Here is a 24,295-nt window from a genome sequence, read left to right as displayed (position 1 = left end):
GACTCAGTCGAGCGAGACGACGACGGACTTGACCTTGGTGTAGGCGGCGAGCGCCTCGGGCCCGTACTCCCGCCCGAACCCGGAGTCCTTGACCCCGCCGAAGGGCACGTTCGGGTCGAGCATCGCCCAGTCGTTGACCCAGACGATGCCCGCCTGGAGCCGGTCGGCGATGCGGTGGGCTCGGGCCAGGTTGGTCGTCTGGACGCCCGAAGCGAGGCCGTACGGCGTGGAGTTGGCGAGTTCGATCGCCTCGTCCTCGGAGTCGAAGGGCTGCACGGTCAGGACGGGGCCGAAGATCTCCTCCTGCACGACCCGGGAGTCGTTGGACAGGTCGGCGATCACGGTGGGCTTGTAGTAGAAGCCGCCGTCCAGGTCGAGCCGCTCGCCGCCGCAGACGATGCGGCCGCCCTCCTTGCGGGCCAGGTCGACGTACTCCTCGACCTTCTTCAGGTGCTTCTCCCCCGCCATCGGGCCGACGACGGTGCCGGGGTCGCGCGGGTCGCCGACCGGGACGCCGGGCACGGCGTCGGCGAGGATGCCGAGGAGGGTGTTGTGGACGGGGCGGGCCACGAGCAGGCGCGGGCCGCCCATGCAGAACTGCCCGGTGTTGAAGACGAACGCCTTGATGATCGCGCCGACGGCCTTCTCCAGGTCGGCGTCCTCGAAGACGATGTTGGCCGCGTTGCCGCCGAGTTCCATCGTGACGGGCTTGAGGGACTCACCGGCGGTGCTCGCCACATGGCGGCCGATGGCGGTGGAGCCGGTGAAGGCGACCTTGTCGACGCCCCGGTGGCGCAGCAGTGCCTCGCCGGCGACCGGGCCCGCGCCGGTGACGACGTTGACGACGCCGTCCGGCACACCGGCCTGCTGGAAGAGGCGGGCCATGTAGAGGGCGCTGAGCGGGGTCTCGTCGGCGGGCTTGTGGACCACCGTGTTGCCGGCGGCCAGCGCGGGGCCGATCTTCGAACCGGCCAGGATCAGCGGGAAGTTGAAGGGGGTGATCGCGGCGACCACGCCGATCGGCTCGCGCCGGGTGTAGGCGAGGGCGTTCATCGGGGTGTCGCGCACCGCGCCGTCGAGCGCGTAGGCGAGGGAGCCGAAGTGCTCGTAGTCGTTGGCCGCGTTGGTCACGTCGACCGCCTGGCACAGCGAGATGGGCTTGCCGACGTCGAGGCTCTCCAACCAGGCGATGCCGTCGGCGTTCTCGCGGATGAGCTGGGCGATCCGGTGCAGGATCCGGCCCCGCTCGCGGCCGCTCAGGCCCGACCAGGCGCCGTCGTCGAAGGCCTCCCGGGCGGCCCGTACGGCCGCGTCCACGTCGGCGGCGCCCGCCTCCGCGACGGTGGTGACGACCGCGCCCCGGGACGGGTCGACCACCTCGGTGCGCGCTCCGTCGGCGGCCTCGCGCCACCTGCCGCCTATGAACAGTCGGCCGGGTTCGATCTCGATGGTGGTCATCACCGCTCCTCAGCTCCGTCGCCAAGATTTCAACCAACAGGATTCCTGTTGGTTCGCAGTCTCTTTACAGACAGGTTTCCTGTCAATGCTCTAGTCTCGGTTCATGCTCGACTCTCAGGTGACCAAGGCACCTCCGTCGCTCCTCTACATGGTCAAACAGGTGGAGCTCGTCGTCCGCTCACACCTGGACGAGCTGGTCAGACCGTCCGGGATCACCGCTCTCCAGTACACGGCACTGACCGTCCTGCAGCGACACGACGGGCTGTCCGCCGCCCAGCTGGCCCGGGACTCGTTCGTCACCGCCCAGTCGATCGCCGATCTCGTGCGCTCACTGGAGACCCGTGGACTGGTGCGCCGGGAACGCAATCCGGCCAATCGCCGCGAACTGCAGATCCTGCTCACCGAGGCGGCCCGGGAGCTGCTGGCCCGGTACGAGGGCCCGGTGCGGGAGCTGGAGGAGCGGATGGTGCGGGACCTCACCGCACACCAGGCCGAGCAGCTGCGGCAGGCCCTCACGAAGGCGTGGCACGCCCTGTCGTGAGCCGGGCGCGAGCCCCGCGTGAATCGGGCGCGATCCAGCGGCCGCAATTCGAAGACATATGTCAATCGAACATGCTCAAATTCACTCCATCGAGGGTAACTTGCAGGGCGGGGAAGGGATTTGCACGCACTCAGGGGCACGTGACGCGTCTACGCTCGCAGGACGTCGTCACCCCGGCCCCCGGTGACCTGCATCCCTGCTGTCCGAGGAGCCGGTTGGAGGCGATGTCGTCGTGGAGCAGGAGCCTGCGCCGCTGTCCCGGCATCTGCGTGTCCACCGGGACCGCGGTCACACGGTCCTGGAGTTCCGCGGGGAGATCGACATCGCCGCGGCCGTGGAGATCCTTCCGTATCTGGACCGGGTGACCGGCCGCCCCGACGTCCGGCTGGTGATCGACCTCAGCGCCGTGGAGTTCTTCGACTGCTCCGGGCTGCGGCTGCTCTTCCGCGCGCGCTCCCGGGTGCAGGACCGCGACGGCCGGCTGCTGCTGGTCTGCACGCACCCGCTCACGCTGCGGATCATGAGGGTGACGGGTCTGGCCAAACTGCTGCCCCCGCAGCCGTCGCTGGACGCGGCCCTGGGCCAGCCCGAGGCCACGTCCGGCACCTTATGACGGAGTTCTCCGTGCGATGACGGGGACTACTTCACGATCTTCGTGACCTGACCCGCGCCGACCGTCCGCCCGCCCTCGCGGATGGCGAACTTCAGCCCCTCCTCCATGGCGATGGGCTGGATCAGCTCGACGTGCATGGTGGTGTTGTCGCCCGGCATGACCATCTCGGTCCCCTTGGGCAGGGTGACCACGCCCGTGACGTCCGTGGTGCGGAAGTAGAACTGCGGGCGGTAGTTCTGGAAGAACGGCGTGTGCCGGCCGCCCTCGTCCTTGGAGAGGATGTAGGCGCGGGCCTCGAACCGCGTGTGCGGGGTGACCGATCCGGGCCTGATGACGACCTGGCCGCGCTCGACCTCCTCACGCTTGATCCCGCGCAGCAGCAGACCGACGTTCTCGCCCGCGCGGCCCTCGTCGAGGAGCTTGCGGAACATCTCGATGCCGGTGACGGTCGACTTCGTCTTCTGGGCGTGGATCCCGATGATGTCGACCTCGCTGTTGACCTTCAGCGTGCCGCGCTCGATCCGGCCGGTGACGACGGTGCCGCGTCCGGTGATGGTGAAGACGTCCTCGATCGGCATCAGGAACGGCTTGTCCACGTCACGCTGCGGTTCCGGGACCGCCGTGTCGACGGCGTCCAGCAGGTCGAGGACCGAGCGCGCCCACTCCGGGTCGCCCTCCAGGGCCCGGAGCGCCGAGACCTTGACGACCGGGACCTCGTCGCCGGGGAACTCGTACTCGTTCAGCAGCTCGCGCACCTCGAGCTCCACGAGTTCGAGGATCTCCTCGTCGTCGACCATGTCGGTCTTGTTGAGGGCGACGACGATGTAGGGCACGCCCACCTGCCGGGCCAGCAGCACGTGTTCCTTGGTCTGCGGCATCGGCCCGTCGGTGGCCGCGACGACCAGGATCGCGCCGTCCATCTGGGCCGCGCCCGTGATCATGTTCTTGATGTAGTCCGCGTGTCCGGGACAGTCGACGTGCGCGTAGTGCCGTCGTTCGGTCTGGTACTCGACATGGGCGATCGAGATCGTGATCCCGCGCTGCCGCTCCTCGGGCGCCTTGTCGATCTGGTCGAACGGCGTGTACGGGTTGAGGTCGGGGAACCGGTCGTGCAGCACCTTCGTGATGGCCGCCGTGAGGGTGGTCTTGCCGTGGTCGATGTGACCGATGGTGCCGATGTTCACGTGCGGCTTGGTCCGCTCGAACTTCGCCTTCGCCACTGCGGGGCCTCCTGGTCACCTGGATGATGCCGGGGTCGCCTTGCCTGAGACTCCTGTCTATTCGTTTCGTGGCGCGTCGAACAGGGCGCTGACGGACTCACCGTTGTGAATGCGCCGTACGGCCTCGGCGAGGGCCGGGGCGATGGAGAGGATCCGCAGCTTGTCGGTGCGCTCCTCCTCGGGGACCGGCACGGTGTTGGTGCAGACGATCTCCAGGACGTCGGGCTGCTCGCCGATCCGTTTGAGGGCACCGTCGGCGAACAGCCCGTGCGTACAGGCGACTCGGATGGAGCGTGGGCCCAACTCCCTTAGCTTGCCGAGGAGTTCCAGCACGGTGCTGCCCTTGGCGATCTCGTCGTCCAGCACGATGACGTCCCGGTCCGTGATCTCGCCGATGACGTCGCTGATGCTCACCCGGTCGTCGGCGAACCGCTGTTTGGCGCCGGCGGCCACCTGGGCGCCGATCAGCCGGGCGAAGGCGGCCGCCTCCTTGGCGTTGCCGAGGTCCGGGGAGACGACGGTGGTGCGGGTCAGGTCGTACTGCCGGAAGTGCGCGGCCAGTTCACGCAGCGCGTGCAGATGGTCGACGGGCACCGAGAAGAAGCCGTGCACCTGCGGGGAGTGCAGCGTCATGGCGAGGACGCGGCTGGCGCCCGCGGACACCATGAGGTCGGCGACCAGCCGGCCGCCCAGGGAGATCCGGGGCGCGTCCTTCTTGTCGGAGCGCGCGTAGGAGTAGTGCGGCATGACGACGGTGATCCGGCGGGCCGAGGCACCGCGGGCCGCGTCGCACATCAGCAGCAGTTCGACCAGGTGCTCCTGCACGGGTCTGACGAGGGGCTGGACGAGGAAGACGTCCCGCTCCCGGCAGTTGGCCTGGAGCTGCACCTCCAGGCAGTCGTTGGCGAACCGGCTGACCCGGGTGGGGCTGAGCGGCACACCGAGATGCGCGCAGACCTCCGCCGCCAGCTCGGGGTGGGCACTACCGCTGAACACGGCGATGTCTCGCACGGACCTGCTCCTCGGATGATCATCTCGGGCTGCCGGGGTCATGCTACTGGCCGTCGAAATCCGGTTGAGGGTCCCGGTGAGCGGGCGTCATCATGGCCGCGTCCGTATCGCCTCACGTCAGGACCCCTCGCATGCGCCGACTCCTCGACACGACCCAGTGCCCCTTCCGGCCCACGGTTCCCGAGGACTCGACTCCGCATGCACACCCTGAACATCGGCATTCTGGCCCACATCGACGCGGGTAAGACCAGCCTCACCGAGCGGCTGCTCTTCGACCACGGCGCGATCGACCGGCTCGGCAGCGTCGACGCCGGCGACACCCGTACGGACGACGGCGCGATCGAGCGGCAGCGCGGCATCACCGTCCGCTCCGCGGTCGCCTCCTTCACCGTCGGCGACACCCGGATCAACCTCATCGACACCCCAGGGCACTCCGACTTCATCGCCGAGGTCGAGCGCGCCCTGGAGGTCCTGGACGGCGCGGTCCTCCTGCTGTCCGCCGTCGAGGGCGTCCAGGCGCAGACCCGTGTCCTGATGCGCACCCTGCGCGGGCTCCGGCTGCCGACGCTGGTCTTCGTCAACAAGGTCGACCGCGCGGGCGCCCGCTCCGAGGGCCTGCTCGCCGACATCCGGCGCAGACTGACGCCGTACGTCGCTCCGCTGACGGAGGTGACGGACATCGGCACGCCGGACGCCCGGGTGACGTCCGTGCCCTACGGCCCGACGGTCGCCGAAGCCCTCGCCGAGGTGGACGCCGACGTCCTGGCCGCCGTCGTGGACGGCCCCGCGCCGACCCCGGACGGCCTCCGGTCCGCCCTCGCCGCCCGCACGGCCGACGGCTCCTTCCACCCGGTGTTCTTCGGCTCGGCCCTCGACGGACAGGGCATCCCCGAACTGGTCGAGGGCATCACCCGCCTGATCCCGCCGACCCCCACGACACCGGGCACCCCGCGGGGCACGGTGTTCGCCGTCCGGACCGGACCCGGCGGTGAGCGCATCGCGTATCTCCGGCTCTACGGCGGTGAGGTGACGGAGCGTCAGCGACTGACGTTCCTGCGCCGCGAGGCCGACGGCACGACGGCCCGGGTGTCCGGACGGGTCACCCGTCTCGGTGTCACCGGTGCGCTGACGGCGGGGAACATCGCCGGGCTGGTGTTCTCCACGGGCCTGCGCGTGGGCGACCGGCTCGGTGAACTCGGCGAGCGCGTGCCGCAGTTCGCGCCCCCGACCCTGGAGACCCTGGTCACCGCCCGTCACCCCGAGCAGGCCGCACGGCTCCGCGAGGCGCTGCTGGCCCTGGCCGACCAGGACCCCCTGATCCATGCCCGCCCCTCGGCCGGGGGTGCCACCTCGCTGCTCCTGTACGGCGAGGTCCAGATGGAGGTGCTCGCGGCGACCCTCGCCCAGGACTTCGGCGTCGAGGCGGACTTCGAGCCCGGCCGGGTGCGGTTCCTGGAACGGCCGCGTGGCGTCGGCGAATCCTGCGAGGAGCTGCCCTGGCTGCTCGGCACCCGGTACTGGGCGACGATCGGGCTCCGGGTCGAGCCGGGACCGCGCGGCTCCGGCGGGGTGTTCGCCTACGAGACCGAACTCGGCGCGCTGCCCCGGGCGTTCCACCAGGCGATCGAGGAGACGGTCCACGTGACCATGCGCTCCGGTCTGACCGGAGCGCCCGTCACGGACTACCGCGTCACCCTGATCCGCTCCGGTTTCGTGGGCCCGCTCAGCAAGGCGTCCGACTTCCGCGACCTCACGCCGCTCGTCCTGCGCCGGGCCCTGGAACGGGCGGGCACGCGCCTGTACGAACCGTGCCACACGTTCGAGGCGGAGGTCCCGCTGGACGCCCTGGCACCGGTGACATCCCAACTCGCCGCCGCGGGAGCCGAGTTCGGCAGCACCACAGGCGGCACCACATCATGGCTGATCTCCGGAGAACTCCCGGCCCGCCGGGTACGGGAGATCGAGCTACGGCTGCCGGGGCTCACGCACGGCGAGGGGATGTGGTGGTCCAAGCCCTCGGGTGACCGCGAACTCAAGGCGCCATGAAGCCGATCAGCAGGGCGAGCGGCAGGAGGACCAGGGCGGTCGCGGTCAGCCAGCCCGCCCGCCCGGACGACCGCGAACCGACCAGGACGCTGAACAGCGCCGCGAAGGGGCCGTAGATCAAGAACAGCACCAGGACGACGCCCGCCCCCACCGCACCCTCCTCGCGTCCAGGATTTGAACGCGTTCAACTCTAAAGGCTCGCGCGCCGAGACCTCACCACGACACCGGCAGCCTCCGCGGCCCCCGTGTCATCTGCCCCTCCCGCCACTCGATCCCCTCCGGTGTGAACTCGGCGCGCAGGCCAGGGAATCGGGCCGCCAGGCGGTGCAGGGCCAACCCCAGTTCCAGGCGGGCCAGCCACGCGCCCAGGCAGTGGTGGGGGCCCGCTCCGAAGACCACGCTCGGGGTCGGCAGGGGGGCGAACAGGTCGGTGCCGGAGGGCGGGAAGACCTCGGGGTCGCGGTTGGCCGCGTTGGTCTGCACGGCGACCACCGCCCCCGCCGGAATCGTCACCCCGCCGACCTCCACGTCCTCGACCGCCCGCCGGATCAGCCCCGGCAGCACCCGCCCCTCACTCAACGGCACGGTCCGCAGCAACTGTTCGACGGCGATGGACGCGCTCTCCTCGCTCTGCCCGAGCCGCGCCCACACCTCCCGCCCGTCCGCGTCGGTCAGCAGCCGGACGACGATGTTGCCGAGGGCCGTCATGGTCGTCTCGTGTCCGGCGACGACCAGGCCGAGGACCAACGTGACCAACCGCACCTCCTCGATGCCGAGTTCGTCACCCGCGGCGACCAGCGCGCTGACCAGATCGTCCCCGGGGTTCTTCCGCCGCTCGACGACCACTTCCCAGGCGAACACCCCGAACTCCCGCATGGCCGCGCCGACTTCCTCGGCGGAGTGCGCCCCGCCGGAGAGGGCGTGGTCGGCCCAGTACCGGATGCGTTCCCAGTCGGCGTCCTCCAGGCCCATCAGCCGGGCGATCACGGAGACGGGCAGCCGCCGGGTGAACGACTCGACGATGTCCGCGGGTTGCGGCCGCGCGGCGAGGTCGTCGAGGAGGGTCTCCACCACGGCCGCGGTCCAGGGCCGCCAGCGGGCGATCGCGCGCGGGGTGAAAGCCCGCTGGACCGTGCCGCGCAGCAACTGGTGGGGCGGGCCGTCCTGGTTGAGCAGCCCCTCGGGGGCGTCGAGCAGATTCGGCACGACGAGGAGCGGCGGGGCGTCCGGGGCCTTGAGGGACTTCCGGTCGAACCGCGGGTCCATCAGCACCTGGCGCACGTCGGCGTAGCGGGTGACGAGCCATACCGGGGTTCCGGTGGCCAGGGCGGTCAGCCGGGGCGGTCCGGACTCCGGGAGGGGGATGCGGTGCATGGGGCGAAGGGTCCGGGACGTACTGTCAGCGCTCATCCGGGTCTCCAGACACGGCCGTACGCAGAGTTCTCCACGCTAGTGCGCCACGCGCGCTCCCGTCAGTGTCGCAATCGGTCAACAAGACGTTTCGGCAAGGCTTTTGGCGGCCGTCGTGGGGCAAACGTGTCCAGTAGGAAGGAGGGCCGTCGCATGACGACTCCCATCAGGCGCGTGTCCAGGCGCATGCCCGGCTGGGCGAAGATACTCACCGCCGTCGTGGTGGTGCTCGTGGTGTTCTTCGCCGGGATCCGGTTCAGTGTGCTCCCTGGCCTCAAGGACCTGTTCGGCACGGAGACCCACGACCGCTCGGGTCCCGCACTTCTGGAGTCCATCCAGGACATCAGCCGTTACGACGCCGCCTCCGGCAACTTCCAGGTCGTCGTGGACCTGGAGAAGGACACCAAGTACCTGCCCGACGCGATCCGCGGCTCCCGCACCCTGTACGTCGGGGCGGGCACCGTCGACGCCTACGTCGACCTCGGCAAGGTCGCCAAGAACGACGTGACGGTCAACGACGACCGTACGATCGCCACCCTGCACCTGCCGCACGCCCAACTCGGCAAGGCGAGCCTGGACGTCGACCGCTCCTACGCGGTCTCCAAGAGCCGCGGTCTCCTCGACCGGCTCGGGGACCTCTTCTCCGACAACCCCAACGGCGAACAGGCCGTGCAGAAGCTCGCGGTGAAGCACATCACCGAGGCGGCCAAGGAGAGCGAACTGACCAAGCGCGCGGAGTCCAACACCACGAACATGCTGGAGGGGCTGCTGCGCTCCCTCGGCTTCACGAAGGTGACCGTCACCTACGGCACCTGATCAGCCGCCGATCGTGCCCGGCAGGGTGAGCGCGCCGAGCACGGTCGTGCCGACCAGCACCCAGGCCACGTAGTCGCCGACGTGCCCGGACTGGAGACGCCTGAGGGGCGTCGCCCAGTCCGGCGCGGCGAGCAGTTTCGGGCGGGTGACGGCGAGGAGGGCGAGGCACCCGGCGAGCAGGGTCGAGAGCAGGCCCAGCAGGACACCGGGCGCACTCCAGTGCACGGCGGTGGCCGGTCCCGCGGATCCGGCCTCGTTCACGGAGCGTGCGACGACCTCGGCGAAACCGGGGGCCATGCCGGCCGCGAGGGCGGCGGTGAGCAGGACGGCGGGTACGACCGTCATGGTGTCCGGGATCCGGCCGAGCCGGTGCCGGGTCTCGGGCCGCTCGCCGGAGCCGGTCGTCTCGTACCCCTTCCCCGCCTCGGGCCGCGGGCCCAGGCCCAGGAAGACCCGGGCGGCCACGCGCAGAACCGCTCCGGCGGTCACCGCGCTCACCAGCACGTACAGCACGGTGAGCGGGCCGCCCACGGCCTCCTCGGTGACGGCCTTGCCGAGTGCCGTGCCGAAGGGCGGCAGGCCCGCGAGGCCCAGCCCGCCCAGGGCGAACATCACCGCGACCCCCTTCAGCTCCCTCGCCCTGCCGTGCAGGGCGTGCTCGTCGACGCTGCCGTACCGGTCGAGGAGGATGCCCGTGCAGGCGAACAGGGCGGCCTTCACTCCGGCGTGCCCGAGGAGGTACAGGGCGATCCCGTCGTCGGCCTCCGGCCTGAGCACGCCGATGCCGACGAGGAAGAGGCCGGTGTGGGCGACGGTCGAGTAGGCGAGCAGCCGCTTGATGTGCCGTTGGTACCAGCACATCACCGCGCCGATCACGGCGGTCAGCGCACCGAGCACCACGAGGGCCCGCTCGAACTCCGGGGCCGGGATCCCGCCGGGCCCGGCGAAGACGGTGCTGTACACGCGCCAGACGCCGAAGGCGCCGAGTTCGACCATGACGCCGGAGAGCAGCATGCACACCGGGGTGGGGGCGACGGCGTGCGCGTCCGGCAGCCAGAAGTGGAAGGGCACGGCGGCGGCCTTGACCAGCAGACCGGTCAGGACGAGGACGAAGGCGGCGAGGACGAGCGCGTCGGGCCGGCCGTGCGCGTCGAGGCCCCGGCCGATCTGGCGCATGGCCAGCTCTCCGGTCCGCGCGTACAGCAACCCGAGCCCCATCAGCAGGGCGTAGGCGCCGAGCGAGGTGACGACGGCGAAGGTCAGCGCGCCCTGCACGGCCCGCGCCTCCTCGACCCGGTAGCCGGTCAGCGCGTACGCCACGACGCTCATCAGCTCGAACCACACGAAGGCGTTGAAGAGGTCCCCGGCGACCGCGAACCCGCACATCCCGCCCTGGAAGAGCAGCAGGAGCGCGGGAAAGGACCCGGCGTGCCCGCTCGGCGGTTCGTCGAAGTAGTGCCAGGAGTACGCCAGGGCCGCCAGCGTCAGCAGGGAGGCGAGCGCGGCCATGCCGAGGCCGGGGCCGTCCCCGACCAGGACGATGCCGACGCTCTCCCCGTCCACGGGTGTCCAGCCGCCGACCCATTCCACGGCGGGCGGCGAGGAGTGCAGCAGGAGCACCAGCGCGAGCGCGGCCGTAGCGGCGCAGACCGCGCAGCCCACGGTCTCGGCGACGACCCGGGGCACCAGGCGCCCGCCGGCGATCAGCAGGGCGGCGCCGAGCAGGGGCACGGCCACGAGCAGTGGCAGCAGGTCGCTCATCAGCCGCGCAGCTCGGAGAGTTCGTCGGGGTCGACGGTGCCGTGCCGTTTGGAGATCTGCACGACGAGGGCGAGGAGCAGGGCGGTGACGGTGGCGCCGACGACGACGTCGGTGAGGGCGAGCGCCTGCACCACCGGGTCGACGACCGGGCGGGAGCCGGGCTCGATGTCGGAGAAGACGGGGGCGGTGGCGCCGTCGCGGTAGCCGACGGCCAGCAGCAGGACGTAGGTTCCGGCCTGGCACACGGAAAGGCAGCCGACGGCGTGGATGAGGTTGCGGCTGGTGGCGAGGCCGTAGCAGCCCGCCAGGAAGACCCAGCCGGCGACCAGGTAGGGCAGGACGTCCATCACGGTGCTCTCACCTCTTCTCGTGGCTCTCGGCCCCGGAGGGCTCGATCTCGACGGCCTGGTCCAGGAAACGGGCGAGCAGGACGACGACCGCGCAGGCGACCTCCATGCCGATGGCCGCGTTCAGCAACGGGACGGTGCCGCCGGAGGACAGCGTGTTGAAGGTGCCGTACGGCAGGAGGGTGTTCGCGAGGAAGGCCGTACCGCCGATGAGGCCCGCGAGGCCGGTGACCAGGTAGGCGGAGGCGGCGATCGCGTCGCCCGCCTCGAACAGGCCGATCGGGCGGACGCGTTCCAGGGCGCGGTAGTCGGCGCCCAGGTAGAGCAGGTGCAGGGAGGTCGCGGCGACGACCCCGCCCTGGAAGCCGCCGCCGGGGCTGAGCTGGCCGTGGGCGACGATGTAGAGGCCGGTGAGCAGGGCGACGGGCAGGACGAGGAGGGCGTAGCGGCGAACGGGCCGTGCCACCTCCTCGGGGCAGGGGCGTTCGCGGCGCTCGTCGCGGGTCTGGCGGAGCAGGACCACGCAGCCGAGGACGGCCGCGAACAGGATGGTCATCTCGCCGAGGGTGTCGAAGGCGCGCTGGTCGAAGTTGACGGAGGAGACGGTGTTGGCGGTGTGCCGGGCCAGCGAGGTGTGCACGGCCCGGTCGCCGTAGGGGTGGCGGTCGCCGCCGAAGCGGGGGAGGTCGAGGCAGGCGGCCGCGAACAGGGCGGCCAGACCGGCGCCGCCCACCAGCACGAGCCACAGCCGCACCCGCGGGTTCACCTGCGGGGCCCTTTCTCGGGATCGCGTCCCCGCCGCTTGACCTTGTGGACCGCGAGCAGGAGCAGCAGCGGGGTGAGGGCGGAGCCCACGGCGAGCTGGGACAGGCCCACGTCGGGGGCCTGGAGCACGGTGAACAGCACCGCGAGGACCACGCCGAGCACCGACAGGACGAGGGCCTGGCGGACCGGGTCGCGGACGGCCACCGCCGCGGTCGCGGAGGCGGCGACCAGCAGCAGCGCGACGACGATCACCGCGTCAGCCACGGCGGATCCCGGGGAAGCCGCCGGACAGGGCGCGGGAGGCGACGAGGTTCCCGCCGATCAGCAGTGCGCCGACGACCAGGAGCTTGACCATGGCGCGGCTCGGCCCGGTGGCCACGCACAGCGCCGGGACGACCACGGCGCCGACGGCGGCGGCCGCGTAGGTCAGTGCCCAGGCGCGGGGCGGGTCGGCGGCCAGTTCGTCGGCGAGCAGGCGGGCGAAGACCAGGGTGCCGACCGGGCCCAGCAGGGCGAGGACCAGGGCGAGATCGACGTACGAGGGACGGCCGTAGGCCTGGGAGAGCAGCAGGAGGGCGGGGCAGGCGAACGCGGTGCACAGGTTCTGCGCCACCACCCGGCGGCGCAGCGGTCCGGTGGCGACGCCCCAGACGGTCGCGCCCACTCCCCCGGTGAGCGTGACGGTCGCCGCGAGCGTCCAGCCGTTCACCGTCCGGTCACCGCCCGCCGGGCGGCCCGGGCGGCGAGCGCGCCCGCGGCGGCGCAACCGGCACCGACCGATACCTCCAGGACGTCCACGGTGCTGACGAGCACGAGCCAGAGGGCGGCGATCCCGGTCCACCAGGCAAGGAGTTCGGCCGTGGCCAGGAGGGTCGTACGCCTGTTCATGTGCCACCTCCGTTGTGGGTCCGGAGTGCCCCGACCGCACGAGGGGAAACCGCGAGCGGTTGCGAGGCGAACGCATTCTCGGGTCGTTCAGGGGTAATCGCCTTACCACAGAGGGAAGTTGATGAGTGGAGGACCGTCATGGCCTGGGCACCCTCACGTTCGCGAGCGGCGTCGGACGCCGATACCGCCAAGAGCGAGCGCGCGCCGAAGCCCGTCCGCCCGCGGCGCAATCCGCTCTCGCTCGTCGTCCGGTTCGTGGCGATGGTGTTCGCGTTCGCCTTCATGGTGGCGTTCGCCGTCATCCTGGCCCGGCTGACGCTGGAACCCTCGCCCGCGTCGGTCGACCTCACGCACACCAACCTGCATCCGGGCGCCTCGCTCAAGCTCTATCTGGACCAGCCGGAGATGCGGGACGCGATCCGGCAGATCGGCGGGAACATCCTGCTGGGCGTGCCGTTCGGCATCCTGGTCCCGGTCATCGCCCCGAAGACCCGTGGGATCCTCAGGATCCTGCTGCTGACGGCCGTGGTCATGCTGCTGGTCGAGTTCGCGCAGGGCGCCCTGGTGGAGGGCCGCGCCTTCGACATCGACGACGTCATCCTCAACACGAGCGGCGCCCTGATCGGCTACCTGCTGCTCGGTCGGCGGCTGAGCCGGGCGGTGCACAAGCCCGCGAAGAAGGCGTAAGCGCCGTGGGGGTCAGTGCCGGGTCCAGGTGAACTTGTCGCCGCCCACCCAGCGGATGACGTCCGGGTCGTCCAGGTCGTGGACCGTGATACCGAAGGCGGCGGCTGCCTCCAGCACGTCGGTGACGGTCCTGGCCTCGCCGACCACCTCACCGTCGATCTCCACGATCCGGAACGGCGGCGTGGTCGGCTGGACCCCGAGCACCATGATCCGCGGGTTGGCGATGTGCGGGCTCGCTATTTCGGTCATGGACCGAGCGTAGAACGCATCGCCCGGAAGGGAGAGTCGTGGTTCACCCGCCGAGCAGGTCCAGGACCGCCGCCTCCACGGCCCCCTGCGTGGCCGGACGCCCGAAGTCCCCGTGTTCGCCCAGCCGGGTGAGCGCGGGGGCGATCGTCTCGCCCCGCTCGAACAGTTCGAAGACCTTCGGGTCGATGTACGAGGCGCGGCACACCGCCGGGGTGTTGCCCAGGTAGTGGCTCACCTCCCGGACGGCACGGACCGTCTGCCGGTGCCGGGCCGCCGCGGTGGCCCGGGCCTCCTCGGCGGTGACGGCGAGCGCGACGGCGGCCAGGACCGTGGCGTGCCAGGTGCGGAAGTCCTTGGCCGTGATGTCGGTGCCGGACAGCCGGCGCAGCGCCTCGTTCAGGTCCGCGCCGTGCAGGTCGTGCCAGGCGCCCCGCTCCCAGTACACGAGCAGCCGCTCCCCGCCCCGCCTGCGGCGCTTGAGCGCGCGTACGACGGTCAGGGCCCCGTCGTCGACGAGCGCGCGGACGATCTCGGTGCCGCCCTTGGCCGGGAAGGCGAAGGTCAGCTCCTCGCGACCGCAGGTGACGTGCTCCTTGAGCATCGTGGTCAGGCCGTAGGTCTCGCTGAAGCGGGTGTGCCGGTCGCTGCCGATCCGGAAGAACCCGAGGTCGAGGAGGCGGACCGCGCAGGCGGTGACGCGGGTGCGGCTGAGGCCGCGGCCCGCGAGGTCGGCGGTGACCTGCTCGCGCAGGGCGGGCAGGGCCCGGGCGACCTCCCGCACGTGCTCGTGCTTGGCCTGCTCCTGCCGGGCCCGGAACTCCTCGTGGTAGAGGTACTGGCGGCGACCGGCGTCGTCGGTGCCGACGGCCTGGAGGTGCCCGTTGGGCCACGGGCAGATCCACACGTCCCGCCAGGCGGGCGGGATGACCAGCCCTCGGATGCGGGCGAGCTGTTCTGGGTCCTTGACGGCGGCGCCCGACTCGTCCCGGTAGCGGAAGCCGCGACCGCAGCGGACGCGGGTGAGTCCGGGGCGGTCGCAGGAGCTGGTGCGGAGTCTCACCGGCGGCCCCTTCTCAAGGCCGCCGCCACTCGTCGTCCTCCAAATGCGAGCCCGCCTGCGGTCCCATCCGCAGCATCCCGCCGTCCACGCTCCAGGACGCGCCCGTGACGTACGACGCCTCCGGGCCGGCGAGGAAGGCGATCACGGCGGCCACCTCACGCGCGTCGCCGGGGCGGCCGAGCGGGACGCCGGGGCGGTCCTCGGTGTGCGGGTCGGTGTCCTCCTGGCCGGTCATCGGCGTGGCGATCTCTCCGGGCGCGACCGCGTTGACGGTGATGCCGTGCTCGGCGAGCTCCAGGGCCATGACCTGGGTGAGCAGACCGAGTCCGCCCTTGGCCGCGCAGTACGGCGCCGCGCCGACCCGCGGCTGGTGCTCGTGCACGGAGGTCACGTTGACGATCCGGCCGCCGTCGCCCTGCCGGATCATGTGCCGGGCCGCGCGCTGTCCGCACAGGAAGGGGCCGACGAGGTCGACGTCGAGGACCTCGCGGACGGTGTCCAGCTCCAGGTCGAGGAAGGGCGTCATGGTGCCCGTACCCGCGTTGTTGACCAGGACGTCGAGGCGCCCGAGCCGGTCGCACAGCTCGTCGACCGTGCCTGCGGCGACCGGCAGCCGGGTCAGGTCCATCTGGGCCACGGCGGCCCGCCGCCCGTGCGCGCGCACCTCCTCGGCGGTCTCCTCCGCGCCCTGGAGATCGGTGTGCCAGGTGATCCCGACGTCCATCCCCGCCCGGGCGAGCCGGACGGCGGTGGCCCTGCCGATGCCGGAGTCGGCACCGGTGATCACGGCCACCTTGGTACGGGGTGCGGTGGGGGCGGACATGGCAGGACCTCCTCGTGGACGCGTCCGAGAGCGGTACGGATCGGACGAGGCATCGCAGTACCCGACGCGCCACCGGACAAACCGCGCGCCCGTCACGCCGGACGCACGGGACCGGCCGACGTGCGCCACCCCTCCCCCTGGGGAACCCTGGTAGGTCTCCGGAGGAGGAGGTGGCATGGACCCCGTCGCGGCCCTGGACCGGATCGCCTTCCTGCTGGAGCGGTCCCTGGCGCCGACGTACCGCGTGCGTGCCTTCCGTACGGCGGCCCGCGTGCTGTCCGGGCTCTCCGCCGACGAGGTGCGCGAGCGGTCGGAGGCCGGGTCGCTGGAGTCGCTCAAGGGCATCGGCCCGAAGACGGCCCAGGTGGTCCGGGAGGCGCTGGCCGGCGGGGTGCCGGGCTATCTGGAGAAGCTGGAGGGCGAGGCCGGCAAGCCGCTCACCGGGGGCGGGCAGGCGCTGCGGGCGCTGTTGCGCGGGGACTGCCATCTGCACTCGGACTGGTCGGACGGCGGCAGCCCGATCGAGGAGATGGGCCGGGCCGCGGCGGCGCTCGGCCACGAGTGGGCCGTCCTCACCGACCACTCCCCCCGTCTGACCGTGGCCCGGGGCCTGTCCCCCGAGCGGCTGCGGCACCAGCTGGACGTGGTCGCGGAGCTGAACACCACCTGGGCGCCGTTCCGGCTGCTCACCGGCATCGAGTGCGACATCCTCGACGACGGCTCCCTGGACCAGGAGCCGGAGCTGCTGGAGCGCCTGGACGTCGTGGTCGTGTCCGTGCACTCCAAGCTGCGCATGGAGGCCCGCGCGATGACCCGGCGCATGGTGGCCGCCGTACGCGATCCGCACGCCGACGTCCTCGGGCACTGCACGGGACGGCTGGTGACCGGGCGGGGGCGGCCGGAGTCGGAGTTCGACGCGGCGGAGGTGTTCGCCGCGTGCGCCGAGTCCGGGACGGCCGTGGAGATCAACAGCCGTCCGGAACGCCTCGACCCACCGCGCCGGCTGCTGCGGCAGGCGGTCGACGCGGGCGTGCTGTTCTCCGTCGACACCGACGCGCACGCGCCCGGCCAGCTGGACTGGCAGATCCTCGGCTGTGCCCGCGCCGAGGAGTGCGGGGTGCCGCCCGAGCGGGTCGTGACCACGTGGAGCCGCGAGGAGTTGCTGGCGTGGACCCGGGAGGGCCGGACACCGTCCCGAGTGGCAGGGCCCTGACGTGGTACTCGTCCGCCGGAGAAGGAACGCACGCGAAAGGAACCGCGTATGGAACGGGCGGCTGTGTTCGACGTCGACGGCACCCTCGTCGACACCAACCACCTGCATGTCACCACCTGGTGGGAGGCCTTCCGCCAGGCCGGTCACCGGGTGCCGATGCACGCCGTCCACCGGGCCATCGGCCTGGGCTCCGACGACCTGATCGCCCATCTCCTCGGCGACGACCGCGACAAGGAGCGGGACGCCGAGCTGAGCGCCGCCCACAAGGCCCTGTACGGGCAGTACTTCGACCGGCTGCCCCCGCTCGAGGACGCGGGCCGGCTCCTGCGGCGGCTGGACAGCGCGGGCTGGCGGGTCGTCCTCGCCACCTCGGCGGGCGGCTCGGAGCTGTCCGCGCTGCGCCGGGCGATCGGCGCGGACGACGCGATCGCCGCCACCGCGAGCGCCGACGACGTCGAAGAGGGCAAGCCCTCGCCCGAACCCGTCGAGCACGCCCTGGAACTGGCCGAAGTCCCCGCCGAGCACGCGGTCTTCGTCGGCGACACGGTCTGGGACATGCGGGCCGGCAGTCGCGCCGGGGTGCGCTGCGTGGGCGTGCTGTGCGGCGGAATCCCCCGCGCGGACCTGGTGGAGGCGGGCGCCGGGACGATCTACGACGACCCCGCCCAGCTGCTGGCGTCCCTGGCGGACAGCCCCTTTGCCTGACGTGCGCCCGGAGTGGCTCTCCCGGGTGACGACGGTCGTACGACAGGACACGCGCTCGGTGGGCCGGGCCGCGCGGGCTGCCTGGCGCGGGCCCGGGCGGGAGCGGGACCTGTTCGTGCAGTCGCTCAAGGCCGCGGCGGCCGCGCTGCTCGCCTGGACGGTGTCGAGCGTCTGGCTGAACGACCCGATGGCGCTGATGGCGTCCTGGGTGGCGCTGGTCCTGGTGCAGGCCACCGTCTACAGCTCGCTGCGCCAAGCCGGGCAGCAGGTGGCGGCGATCTGCGCGGGAACGCTGGTGGCGTCGGCGGCCCAGTGGCTGACCGGGAACACGGTGGGCGCGCTCGCGCTGTCCGTTCCGGTGCTGATGCTCCTCGCGAACTGGCCCCGCTTCGGCGACCAGGGCGTCTTCGCGGCCACGACCGCGCTGTTCACCCTGGCCACCGGCACCGCCGAGGCGGTCGAGGTGGGGCACCGGGTGGGGCAGGCGGCGCTCGGCGCGGTGATCGGGGTCGCCGTGAACGCGCTGGTCCTGCCGCCGATCCATCTGCGGGACGTCCGCGAGAACCTCGCGGCGCTGGCCCGGGAGGCGGGCGATCTGCTGCACACCGTCGCCGCCGACCTGCGGACCTCCGAGTGGGACGCGCAGACCGCGGCCCGCTGGTCCAGCGCCTGCGCGAGCCTGGAGCGCCGGCTGGAGACACTGCGCGCGGCCCGTGCCTGGAGCCGGGAGAGCCTGCGGCTGACGACCGGGCCGCTGCGTGTCGTACGGCGGCCTCCGGGGCCGGTGCCGCCGGAGGCGGACGACGAACGGTGGAGCCGGGTCACCGGGCACATCAGGGTGCTGACCCGGACCCTGTCCGTCGCGGCCGACGAAGGACGCTCCCCCGTCCCGCCCGACGGACCCGAACTCCACGCCTACGCCGAGCTTCTGGACCTGATCGCCGACGCCTGCCACGCGGAGAGCGAACGCCTGCTGGGCACCGGCGACACCGTCGCCCCGGACGGCGAGGCACTGCGGGATCTGCACACCCGCCTGGAGGGGCGCCTCCTGGACCACGCGGGCTACCAGGCGACCCGCACAACAGTCCTCGGCACCCTCCTCCTCCAGGTCGAGAACCTCTGGAGCGAGACGGTCCCCTCTTGACTTCGAGCGCACTCCAATTCGTAGCGTTCCCAGCATGAACACTGCACAGCACAAGATCGGTTCGGGGTTCGGGGCTCGGAGCACCGCCGACGACGTTCTCGCCGGTGTCGACCTGTCCGGCCGGCTCGCGATCGTCACCGGTGGCTATTCGGGGCTGGGGCTGGAGACCACGCGCGCGCTCACCAAGGCGGGCGCCCGGGTCGTCGTTCCGGCCCGGCGTCCCGACGCGGCGCGGGAGGCCCTGGCCGGCCTGGAGCGCGTCGAGGTGGACGATCTCGACCTCGGCGACCTGGAGAGCGTGCGCGGCTTCGCGGAGCGGTTCCTCGCCTCCGGCCGCACCATCGACTTCATGATCGACAACGCCGGGATCATGGCCTGCCCGGAGACCCGGGTCGGCCCCGGCTGGGAGACGCAGTTCGCGACCAACCACCTCGGCCACTTCGCCCTGGTCAACCGGCTGTGGCCGGCGATCGAGCCCGGCGGCGCCCGGGTCGTGTCGGTGTCCTCCCGAGGCCACCACAACTCCGGCGTCCGCTGGGACGACATCCACTGGCGGCAGGGCTACGACAAGTGGCAGGCCTACGGCCAGGCGAAGACGGCGAACGTCCTGTTCGCCGTCCATCTCGACCGCCTCGGCCGGGACCGTGGCATACGGGCCTTCGCGCTGCACCCCGGCGGCATCCTCACCCCGCTCCAGCGCCACCTCGCCAAGGAGGAGATGGTCGAGCGCGGCTGGATCGACGAGCAGGGCGAACTCCTGCACCCCGAGATCTTCAAGACCCCGGAGCAGGGCGCGGCCACCCAGGTGTGGGCCGCCGCCTCCCCCCAGCTGGACGGCATGGGCGGGGTCTACCTGGAGGACTGCGACATCGCCGAGCCCGCCGTCGAGGGCGACGAGAGCGGCGGCGTCAAGGACTGGGCGATCGACCCGGAGCAGGCGGCCCGGCTGTGGACGCTGTCGGCCGAGCTGACCGGCGTGAACGCGTTCGCCTGACCCCGGAGAGTCCGCCGCCCCCTACTGCGCGTCGAGTTCCCTCGGCCCGTACAGGGCGGCGGGCGCCCCGGTCATCAGGGCCCAGTAGCGGTCGCCGTAGGACCAGTGCCACCACTCCGTCGGGTAGTTGACCATGCCCGCGTCGCTCAGCGCGGCGCCGAGGACCTTGCGGTTGGCCCTCGCTTCCTCGCTGATGTTGGCGGCGTCCGTGTAGCAGGCGCCGTCGCTCTCCTCTGGGGTGGCGTCGAAGGGCGAGCCCATGTCGAGTTCACGGCCGTCGGCGTCGGCCAGAGTCAGGTCCACCGCCGCGCCGGCGGTGTGCGGACCGATCTCCGGCGGGGAGACATAGCGGCTGGCCGCGGAGCGGATCTGCTCGGCGGACCAGTCGGGGTGCAGGGCACGGAGCCCGGAGGAGTAGTCGTCGAAGATGGCGCGCTGGAGGGAGGGCGGCCGGTACCCCTCGACGAAGAGCAGCCGCAGTCCGGCGGGCAGCAGCTTCTGTGCCTGGACCAGCCTGTCGAGGACCCCCTGCCGCAGATAGACCTCGGCGCCGCCGAAGTCCGGGTTCTTCCGGTCGTCGACGAGAAGGTGGTCGCTCACGTCCACCAGTGCTTCGCCTTCGTCCCGCACGGGCACGGCGACGACGCGGGGGTCGGATATCAGGATGATCTCGCTACTCATGGTCCGATTCTCGCAGTCCGCGGGGCCGTTTCGACCCGCGTGGGTCGCCGAGGGCCGGGTACCCGGTGGTCTCCGCCGTCCCGACGGCCGTGAGGAGCCGAGATGAGCACCGCAACGGGCAGCAGGATCGTCGTCACGGGCGCCACCGGCAACGTCGGAACCAGCGTGGTGCGCCTGCTCTCCCAGGACCCGGAGACCGGCTCCGTGCTGGGGCTGGCCCGGCGGATCCCCGACTCGTCGCCGCCGCGGACGGAGTGGTCGGCCGTCGACCTGGCGTCCGAACAGGCCGATCTGGCCGAGCAGTTCGCGGACGCCGACGCGGTGATCCATCTGGCCTGGGCGTTCCAGCCGACCCACGATCCGGCGACGACCTGGCGTACCAACGTCCTCGGCACGATCCGGGTCTTCGAGGCGGTGGCGGCGGCCAAGGTGCCGACGCTGGTGCACGCCTCCTCCGTGGGCGCCTACTCGCCGGGCCCGAAGGGGCACGCGGTGGACGAGTCGTGGCCGACGCACGGCTGGCCGGACGCGGCGTACTGCCGGGAGAAGGCGTATCTGGAGCGGGCCCTGGACACCTTCGAGCGCGACCACCCGGCGGTCCGCGTGGTGCGGATGCGCCCGGCGTTCCTGTTCAAGCGGGAGTCGGCGAGCGAGCAGCGCAGGATCTTCGGCGGCCGCTTCCTGCCGGGCCCGCTGGCCCGCCCCGAACTGCTGCCCGTCCTCCCCGACGTCCCGGGCCTTCGGGTCCAGGCCCTGCACACCGACGACGCGGCCCACGCCTATGTGCTGGCGGTGCGCTCGGAGGTCTCCGGTGCCTTCAACCTGGCGGGCGAGCCGCCGGTCGACGCCGACATGCTGGGCGAGATGCTGGGCGCCCGCCCGGTCCGGCTGCCTCGCACGGCGGCCCGCTCGGCGATCGCCGCGGCCTGGGGGCTGCATCTGCTGCCCGCGTCCCCGCACCTGTTCGACGCCGTGCTCAGGCTCCCGCTGATGGACTGCACGCGCGCGCGTACGGAGCTGGGGTGGCGTCCCGAGCACACGGCGGCCGAGGTGCTGGAGGAGTTCCTGCGGGGGATGCAGCAGGGAGCGGGCGCGGGGACGGAACCGATGAAGGGCCGCAAGGTCGGCTGAATCACCGAGAGGTCACCCCCGTGGACTCCTGGAGAGGTCACCCCGTGGACTCCTGCGGCCCCGGATGCTCCGGGTGCACGGTGTCCGTCCGCGGCACGCCCTGCCGCCCGGTGCCGGCCTCGTCGGTGTCGGGCACGTCGGTGCCGGCGTCGGAGGCGTCGGAGTCCTCGTCCTCCTGATCGCCGTCGGCGACGAACGGCGCGACCTCCCAGGGGTCCTCCCCCTCCCGTGCCTGCTGGTCCGGCATGTCCCGCGGGACGGCGGTGCCGTTCTCTCCGGGGCCCTCGTTGCGGTGGTCCACGGCGTGCTCCTTTCCCACGCGGGGCTTCCGCGCGGGAGCGCGAGTACCTCCGGCCCGGTCCGCGAAACGTCAGTGCGGGGCGCGCTCCTCCAGAGCGGTCCGCCAGGCCGGTGCCGGACCCTCGGGCGCGGGTTCGGCGCGACGGCCGCCGCGGGCGAAGAAGTCGTCGAGGGGCAGGATCGCCGCGCCGACGGTGACCGCGTCGGGCCCGAGCTTCCCGAGGTCGACGGTGACCTTCTCGGCCGGGTACCTGAGGGCGTACGAGGACGCGTGGCGTCGTACGGCGGGCAGGAACCGCGCGCCCAGCTGGAGCCCGGCCCAGCCGCCGATGAGGATCCGCTCGGGCTGGAAGAGGTTGATCAGGTCGGACAGGCCTGCCCCCAGGTACTCGGCGGTCTCCTCCAGGACACCCAGCGCGACCGGGTCGGCCTCGCCGCCCTCGACCGGGTAGGCGGCGGCGAGCAGGGCGGTCAGGGCCGTCTCCTCGTCGGTGCCCTCGGGCGGGCCGCCACCCGCCTCCCGCCAGCGTTCGAGGAGCGACTCGGCACCGGCGTAGGCCTCCAGGCAGCCGAGGGCCCCGCAGCGGCAGCGGCGCCCCCGCACCCGTACGGTCAGATGCCCCCATTCGACCGCCCGCCCGTGCTCCACCTCGGGCGTCACCAGACAGGCACCGACCCCGGAGCCGAACAGGACGACGACCGCGTTGTGGGCGCCCCGGCCGCCGCCGAACCACATCTCGGCCTGGCCGAGGGTCTTGGCGCCGTTGTCGATGAAGTACGGCACCCCGGCGGGCAGCGGGGAGCCGGTGCGCAGCAGCGCTTCGAGCGGGACCCCGTCCCAGCCGATGGTCTGGCCGTGCACCACGGCGCCCCGCTCCGGAGTGTGCTCGACGATGCCGGGGACGCCGATGCCGACCCCGAGGAGCCGTTCGGGGGCGAGGCCGGCGCCGTCCAGGACCTCGGCGACGCCGTCCCGGATGTGCCCGACGATCACCTCGACGGCGTAGCGCTGCGGGGTCAACGGGCGCTCGGCGCGGGCGAGTTCGGTGAGGGTGAGGTCGAACAGCTCGACGCGCACCCGGGTCTCGCCGACGTCGACCCCGATCATGTGGCCGCTGCCCGGCGCGACCCGCAGCAGGGTGCGGGGGCGGCCGCCGTCGGAGTCGACGCTGCCGGCCTCCTCGACCAGGCCGTCGGCGACCAGGTCGGCGACGACGTTGCTGACCGAGCCGGAGCTGAGGCCGGTGACCGGGCCCAGCTCGAAGCGGCTGAGGGGTCCGTCGAAGTAGAGGCGTTGCAGTACGGCGGTGCGGTTGGCCCGCCGGAGATCGCGTACCGTACGCCCGTTGCGCCCCGTCATGGCGTTCCCTTCCTCAGACCCTTAATTCACACTATGAGGTAAGGGGTGGATGAATCAAGGTGATCAGGACCGGCGATCAGGATCCGGCGGCGAGCATCTCGATCTCGTCCAGGGCGACGACGAGTTCGGGGGCGACGACCGCCTGCACCCAGCGTTCCTGCTCCACGTCGACCGCCCTGGGACCCGTCTCGACCAGCATGATCAGGTAGAGGTAGGCGCGGTAGAGGGCCAGGCGCAGCCGGGCCGGGGTGTCGAACTCGGCGCGGCCGCCCGCCTCCCGGTAGCCCGCGAGGAAGGCCTCGTCCTTCTGGATGTCCCCGAGCAGGGCCAGGGAGACGAAGTCGGCGAGGGGGTCGCCCCAGAACATCCGCTCCCCGTCGATGAGTCCGCCGATGCGGGGCTCCCCGTCGGCCGGGCGGTCGACGAGGATGTTGCCGTCCCAGAGGTCGAAGTGGACCAGCGCAGGGACGGTGACCTCGTCGAGGGCGGGGTAGGCGGCCTCGATCATGTAGGTGATCTGGTCGACGGAGCGGGGCAGCCGGGACGTGTAGTAGCGGGCGTCGTCCAGGACGGCCTCGACCATGCCGGTGACGGCGGTCCGCCAGTCGGGGGCGAGCGGGCCGAGGGCGCCGGAGGGGTAGCCGTAGCCGGGTCCGGTCACGGTGTGCAGGCGGGCCAGCTGACAGCCCAACTCCCGGCGCAGCACCGCTTGTTCGGCTTCGGTGACCGAGTCGTCCCAAGGCGTGCCGGGACACGCCGTCAGCAGCAGATGCGGTACGCCCGCCTCCTCGCCGACGGCCAGGACGTGCGGCGCCTCGACGTCGGCCTCGGCGGCGGCTCGGTAGAACTCCACCTCGGAGACGAGGAGTCGGCGCTCGTAGCGCATGCCCGGGACGGTGGGCGCGGGCGCCGTCTTGAGGACGTAGCGGGTGCCGTCGTCCAGGAGGAGTTCCTCGACGGTGCTGTAGGTGCCGCCGGTCAGGGGCCGGACGCCGGCGAGCCGGTCCGGGGCGAGACGCGCCTCCTCGAGAATCCGCCGCGCCCGGTCCCAGGAGTCCTCCGACATCCCGCC

General features: G+C 72.2%; 28 protein-coding genes. 10 read left to right on the top strand and 18 right to left on the bottom strand.

Going from position 1 to position 24,295, the window contains the following annotated elements:
- Positions 1-3: 3 nt before the first annotated feature.
- Positions 4-1,458, bottom strand: a complete 1,455-nt coding sequence (locus ABZ896_RS04445) for an aldehyde dehydrogenase family protein (protein WP_360921739.1) — start codon at positions 1,456-1,458, stop codon at positions 4-6.
- A 103-nt stretch (positions 1,459-1,561) separates the two neighbouring features.
- Between ABZ896_RS04445 and ABZ896_RS04440 the strand changes: the two genes are divergently transcribed.
- On the top strand, positions 1,562-1,999 hold the full coding sequence (locus tag ABZ896_RS04440; protein ID WP_360921737.1) for a MarR family transcriptional regulator: 438 nt from the start codon (positions 1,562-1,564) through the stop codon (positions 1,997-1,999).
- 232 nt (positions 2,000-2,231) lie between these two features.
- Positions 2,232-2,612, top strand: a complete 381-nt coding sequence (locus tag ABZ896_RS04435) for an anti-sigma factor antagonist (protein WP_360921734.1) — start codon at positions 2,232-2,234, stop codon at positions 2,610-2,612.
- Between the two features lie 26 nt (positions 2,613-2,638).
- Here ABZ896_RS04435 and tuf read toward each other — a convergent pair whose 3' ends face one another.
- Together tuf and ABZ896_RS04425 are read right to left on the bottom strand one after the other, a co-directional pair.
- Entirely contained in the window at positions 2,639-3,832 is a 1,194-nt protein-coding gene (tuf, locus tag ABZ896_RS04430; RefSeq protein ID WP_360921731.1) for an elongation factor Tu, read from the bottom strand.
- A gap of 57 nt (positions 3,833-3,889) precedes the next feature.
- A complete protein-coding gene (locus ABZ896_RS04425; RefSeq protein WP_360921728.1) occupies positions 3,890-4,843 on the bottom strand; it encodes a ribose-phosphate pyrophosphokinase in 954 nt (317 codons plus the stop codon).
- A gap of 198 nt (positions 4,844-5,041) precedes the next feature.
- On the opposite strand from ABZ896_RS04425, the gene otr(A) reads away from it, so the two are divergent.
- Entirely contained in the window at positions 5,042-6,889 is a 1,848-nt protein-coding gene (gene otr(A), locus ABZ896_RS04420) for a tetracycline resistance ribosomal protection protein Otr(A) (RefSeq protein WP_360921724.1), read from the top strand.
- Here the strand turns inward: otr(A) and ABZ896_RS04415 are convergent.
- Both ABZ896_RS04415 and ABZ896_RS04410 read right to left on the bottom strand, forming a co-directional pair.
- Entirely contained in the window at positions 6,876-7,040 is a 165-nt protein-coding gene (locus ABZ896_RS04415; RefSeq protein WP_360921721.1) for a hypothetical protein, read from the bottom strand. The two genes, otr(A) and ABZ896_RS04415, sit on opposite strands and share 14 nt — an antisense overlap.
- 62 nt (positions 7,041-7,102) lie before the next feature.
- Positions 7,103-8,299 carry a cytochrome P450 gene (locus ABZ896_RS04410; protein WP_360921718.1) on the bottom strand — a complete coding sequence of 399 codons (1,197 nt, stop codon included), beginning with the start codon at positions 8,297-8,299 and terminating at the stop codon, positions 7,103-7,105.
- A 153-nt stretch (positions 8,300-8,452) separates the two neighbouring features.
- Between ABZ896_RS04410 and ABZ896_RS04405 the strand changes: the two genes are divergently transcribed.
- Positions 8,453-9,115 (top strand): DUF4230 domain-containing protein, encoded by a 663-nt coding sequence (locus tag ABZ896_RS04405; protein WP_360921715.1) that lies wholly within the window; start codon positions 8,453-8,455, stop codon positions 9,113-9,115.
- Here the strand turns inward: ABZ896_RS04405 and ABZ896_RS04400 are convergent, their stop codons facing one another.
- The 6 genes from ABZ896_RS04400 to ABZ896_RS04375 are packed head-to-tail and all read right to left on the bottom strand — an operon-like array spanning position 9,116 to position 12,876.
- On the bottom strand, positions 9,116-10,876 hold the full coding sequence (locus ABZ896_RS04400) for a complex I subunit 5 family protein (protein WP_360921712.1): 1,761 nt from the start codon (positions 10,874-10,876) through the stop codon (positions 9,116-9,118).
- A complete protein-coding gene (locus ABZ896_RS04395; protein WP_360921843.1) occupies positions 10,876-11,223 on the bottom strand; it encodes a sodium:proton antiporter in 348 nt (115 codons plus the stop codon). Before ABZ896_RS04395 ends, ABZ896_RS04400 begins: the two co-directional genes overlap by 1 nt.
- 10 nt (positions 11,224-11,233) lie before the next feature.
- The gene (mbhE, locus tag ABZ896_RS04390; protein WP_360921709.1) at positions 11,234-11,989 is read right to left on the bottom strand and encodes a hydrogen gas-evolving membrane-bound hydrogenase subunit E; all 756 of its coding nucleotides are present in this window, start codon (positions 11,987-11,989) and stop codon (positions 11,234-11,236) included.
- Complete coding sequence (locus tag ABZ896_RS04385) at positions 11,986-12,252, bottom strand: hydrogenase subunit MbhD domain-containing protein (RefSeq protein WP_360921706.1); 267 nt, start codon at positions 12,250-12,252, stop codon at positions 11,986-11,988. The genes mbhE and ABZ896_RS04385 overlap by 4 nt, the downstream gene beginning before the upstream one ends.
- Positions 12,245-12,697 carry a monovalent cation/H+ antiporter complex subunit F gene (locus ABZ896_RS04380; protein ID WP_360921703.1) on the bottom strand — a complete coding sequence of 151 codons (453 nt, stop codon included), beginning with the start codon at positions 12,695-12,697 and terminating at the stop codon, positions 12,245-12,247. The genes ABZ896_RS04385 and ABZ896_RS04380 overlap by 8 nt, the downstream gene beginning before the upstream one ends.
- On the bottom strand, positions 12,694-12,876 hold the full coding sequence (locus ABZ896_RS04375) for a hypothetical protein (RefSeq protein ID WP_360921700.1): 183 nt from the start codon (positions 12,874-12,876) through the stop codon (positions 12,694-12,696). Before ABZ896_RS04375 ends, ABZ896_RS04380 begins: the two co-directional genes overlap by 4 nt.
- A gap of 138 nt (positions 12,877-13,014) precedes the next feature.
- On the opposite strand from ABZ896_RS04375, the gene ABZ896_RS04370 reads away from it, so the two are divergent.
- A complete protein-coding gene (locus tag ABZ896_RS04370) occupies positions 13,015-13,563 on the top strand; it encodes a VanZ family protein (RefSeq protein ID WP_360921697.1) in 549 nt (182 codons plus the stop codon).
- A 12-nt stretch (positions 13,564-13,575) separates the two neighbouring features.
- Here ABZ896_RS04370 and ABZ896_RS04365 read toward each other — a convergent pair whose 3' ends face one another.
- From ABZ896_RS04365 to ABZ896_RS04355, 3 genes are read right to left on the bottom strand one after another with little or no spacing between them, the layout of a single operon-like run.
- Complete coding sequence (locus tag ABZ896_RS04365) at positions 13,576-13,812, bottom strand: hypothetical protein (protein ID WP_360921694.1); 237 nt, start codon at positions 13,810-13,812, stop codon at positions 13,576-13,578.
- Between the two features lie 43 nt (positions 13,813-13,855).
- A complete protein-coding gene (locus ABZ896_RS04360; RefSeq protein ID WP_360921691.1) occupies positions 13,856-14,872 on the bottom strand; it encodes a DNA topoisomerase IB in 1,017 nt (338 codons plus the stop codon).
- A gap of 13 nt (positions 14,873-14,885) precedes the next feature.
- Positions 14,886-15,695 (bottom strand): SDR family oxidoreductase, encoded by an 810-nt coding sequence (locus ABZ896_RS04355; RefSeq protein ID WP_360921689.1) that lies wholly within the window; start codon positions 15,693-15,695, stop codon positions 14,886-14,888.
- Positions 15,696-15,870: 175 nt separating this feature from the next.
- Here ABZ896_RS04355 and ABZ896_RS04350 point away from each other — a divergent pair, with 175 nt between their 5' ends.
- From ABZ896_RS04350 to ABZ896_RS04335, 4 genes are read left to right on the top strand one after another with little or no spacing between them, the layout of a single operon-like run.
- A complete protein-coding gene (locus tag ABZ896_RS04350; protein WP_360921686.1) occupies positions 15,871-16,908 on the top strand; it encodes a PHP domain-containing protein in 1,038 nt (345 codons plus the stop codon).
- 48 nt (positions 16,909-16,956) lie between these two features.
- Positions 16,957-17,613 (top strand): HAD family hydrolase, encoded by a 657-nt coding sequence (locus ABZ896_RS04345; RefSeq protein ID WP_360921683.1) that lies wholly within the window; start codon positions 16,957-16,959, stop codon positions 17,611-17,613.
- A 1-nt stretch (position 17,614) separates the two neighbouring features.
- On the top strand, positions 17,615-18,757 hold the full coding sequence (locus ABZ896_RS04340) for an aromatic acid exporter family protein (RefSeq protein ID WP_360921840.1): 1,143 nt from the start codon (positions 17,615-17,617) through the stop codon (positions 18,755-18,757).
- A 34-nt stretch (positions 18,758-18,791) separates the two neighbouring features.
- The gene (locus ABZ896_RS04335) at positions 18,792-19,751 is read left to right on the top strand and encodes an SDR family NAD(P)-dependent oxidoreductase (RefSeq protein WP_360921680.1); all 960 of its coding nucleotides are present in this window, start codon (positions 18,792-18,794) and stop codon (positions 19,749-19,751) included.
- 21 nt (positions 19,752-19,772) lie between these two features.
- Here ABZ896_RS04335 and ABZ896_RS04330 read toward each other — a convergent pair whose 3' ends face one another.
- Entirely contained in the window at positions 19,773-20,432 is a 660-nt protein-coding gene (locus ABZ896_RS04330) for a M15 family metallopeptidase (protein ID WP_360921677.1), read from the bottom strand.
- Between the two features lie 102 nt (positions 20,433-20,534).
- Between ABZ896_RS04330 and ABZ896_RS04325 the strand changes: the two genes are divergently transcribed.
- Positions 20,535-21,563, top strand: coding sequence for an SDR family oxidoreductase (locus ABZ896_RS04325; RefSeq protein ID WP_360921674.1), 1,029 nt, complete (start codon positions 20,535-20,537; stop codon positions 21,561-21,563).
- 37 nt (positions 21,564-21,600) lie between these two features.
- Here the strand turns inward: ABZ896_RS04325 and ABZ896_RS04320 are convergent, their stop codons facing one another.
- The 3 genes from ABZ896_RS04320 to ABZ896_RS04310 all read right to left on the bottom strand — a co-directional run bounded on the left by ABZ896_RS04320 (position 21,601) and on the right by ABZ896_RS04310 (position 24,289).
- The gene (locus ABZ896_RS04320; protein WP_360921837.1) at positions 21,601-21,810 is read right to left on the bottom strand and encodes a hypothetical protein; all 210 of its coding nucleotides are present in this window, start codon (positions 21,808-21,810) and stop codon (positions 21,601-21,603) included.
- Between the two features lie 123 nt (positions 21,811-21,933).
- Complete coding sequence (locus tag ABZ896_RS04315; RefSeq protein WP_360921671.1) at positions 21,934-23,223, bottom strand: ROK family transcriptional regulator; 1,290 nt, start codon at positions 23,221-23,223, stop codon at positions 21,934-21,936.
- Positions 23,224-23,299: 76 nt separating this feature from the next.
- Entirely contained in the window at positions 23,300-24,289 is a 990-nt protein-coding gene (locus ABZ896_RS04310; RefSeq protein ID WP_360921668.1) for an aminoglycoside phosphotransferase family protein, read from the bottom strand.
- Positions 24,290-24,295 lie beyond the last annotated feature (6 nt).

This window comes from Streptomyces sp. NPDC047072 (genome assembly GCF_040643855.1).
Classification (GTDB): Bacteria; Actinomycetota; Actinomycetes; order Streptomycetales; family Streptomycetaceae; genus Streptomyces.
Note: the sequence above shows the minus strand (reverse complement) of the source record. Positions and strands in the feature narration are given on the sequence as shown.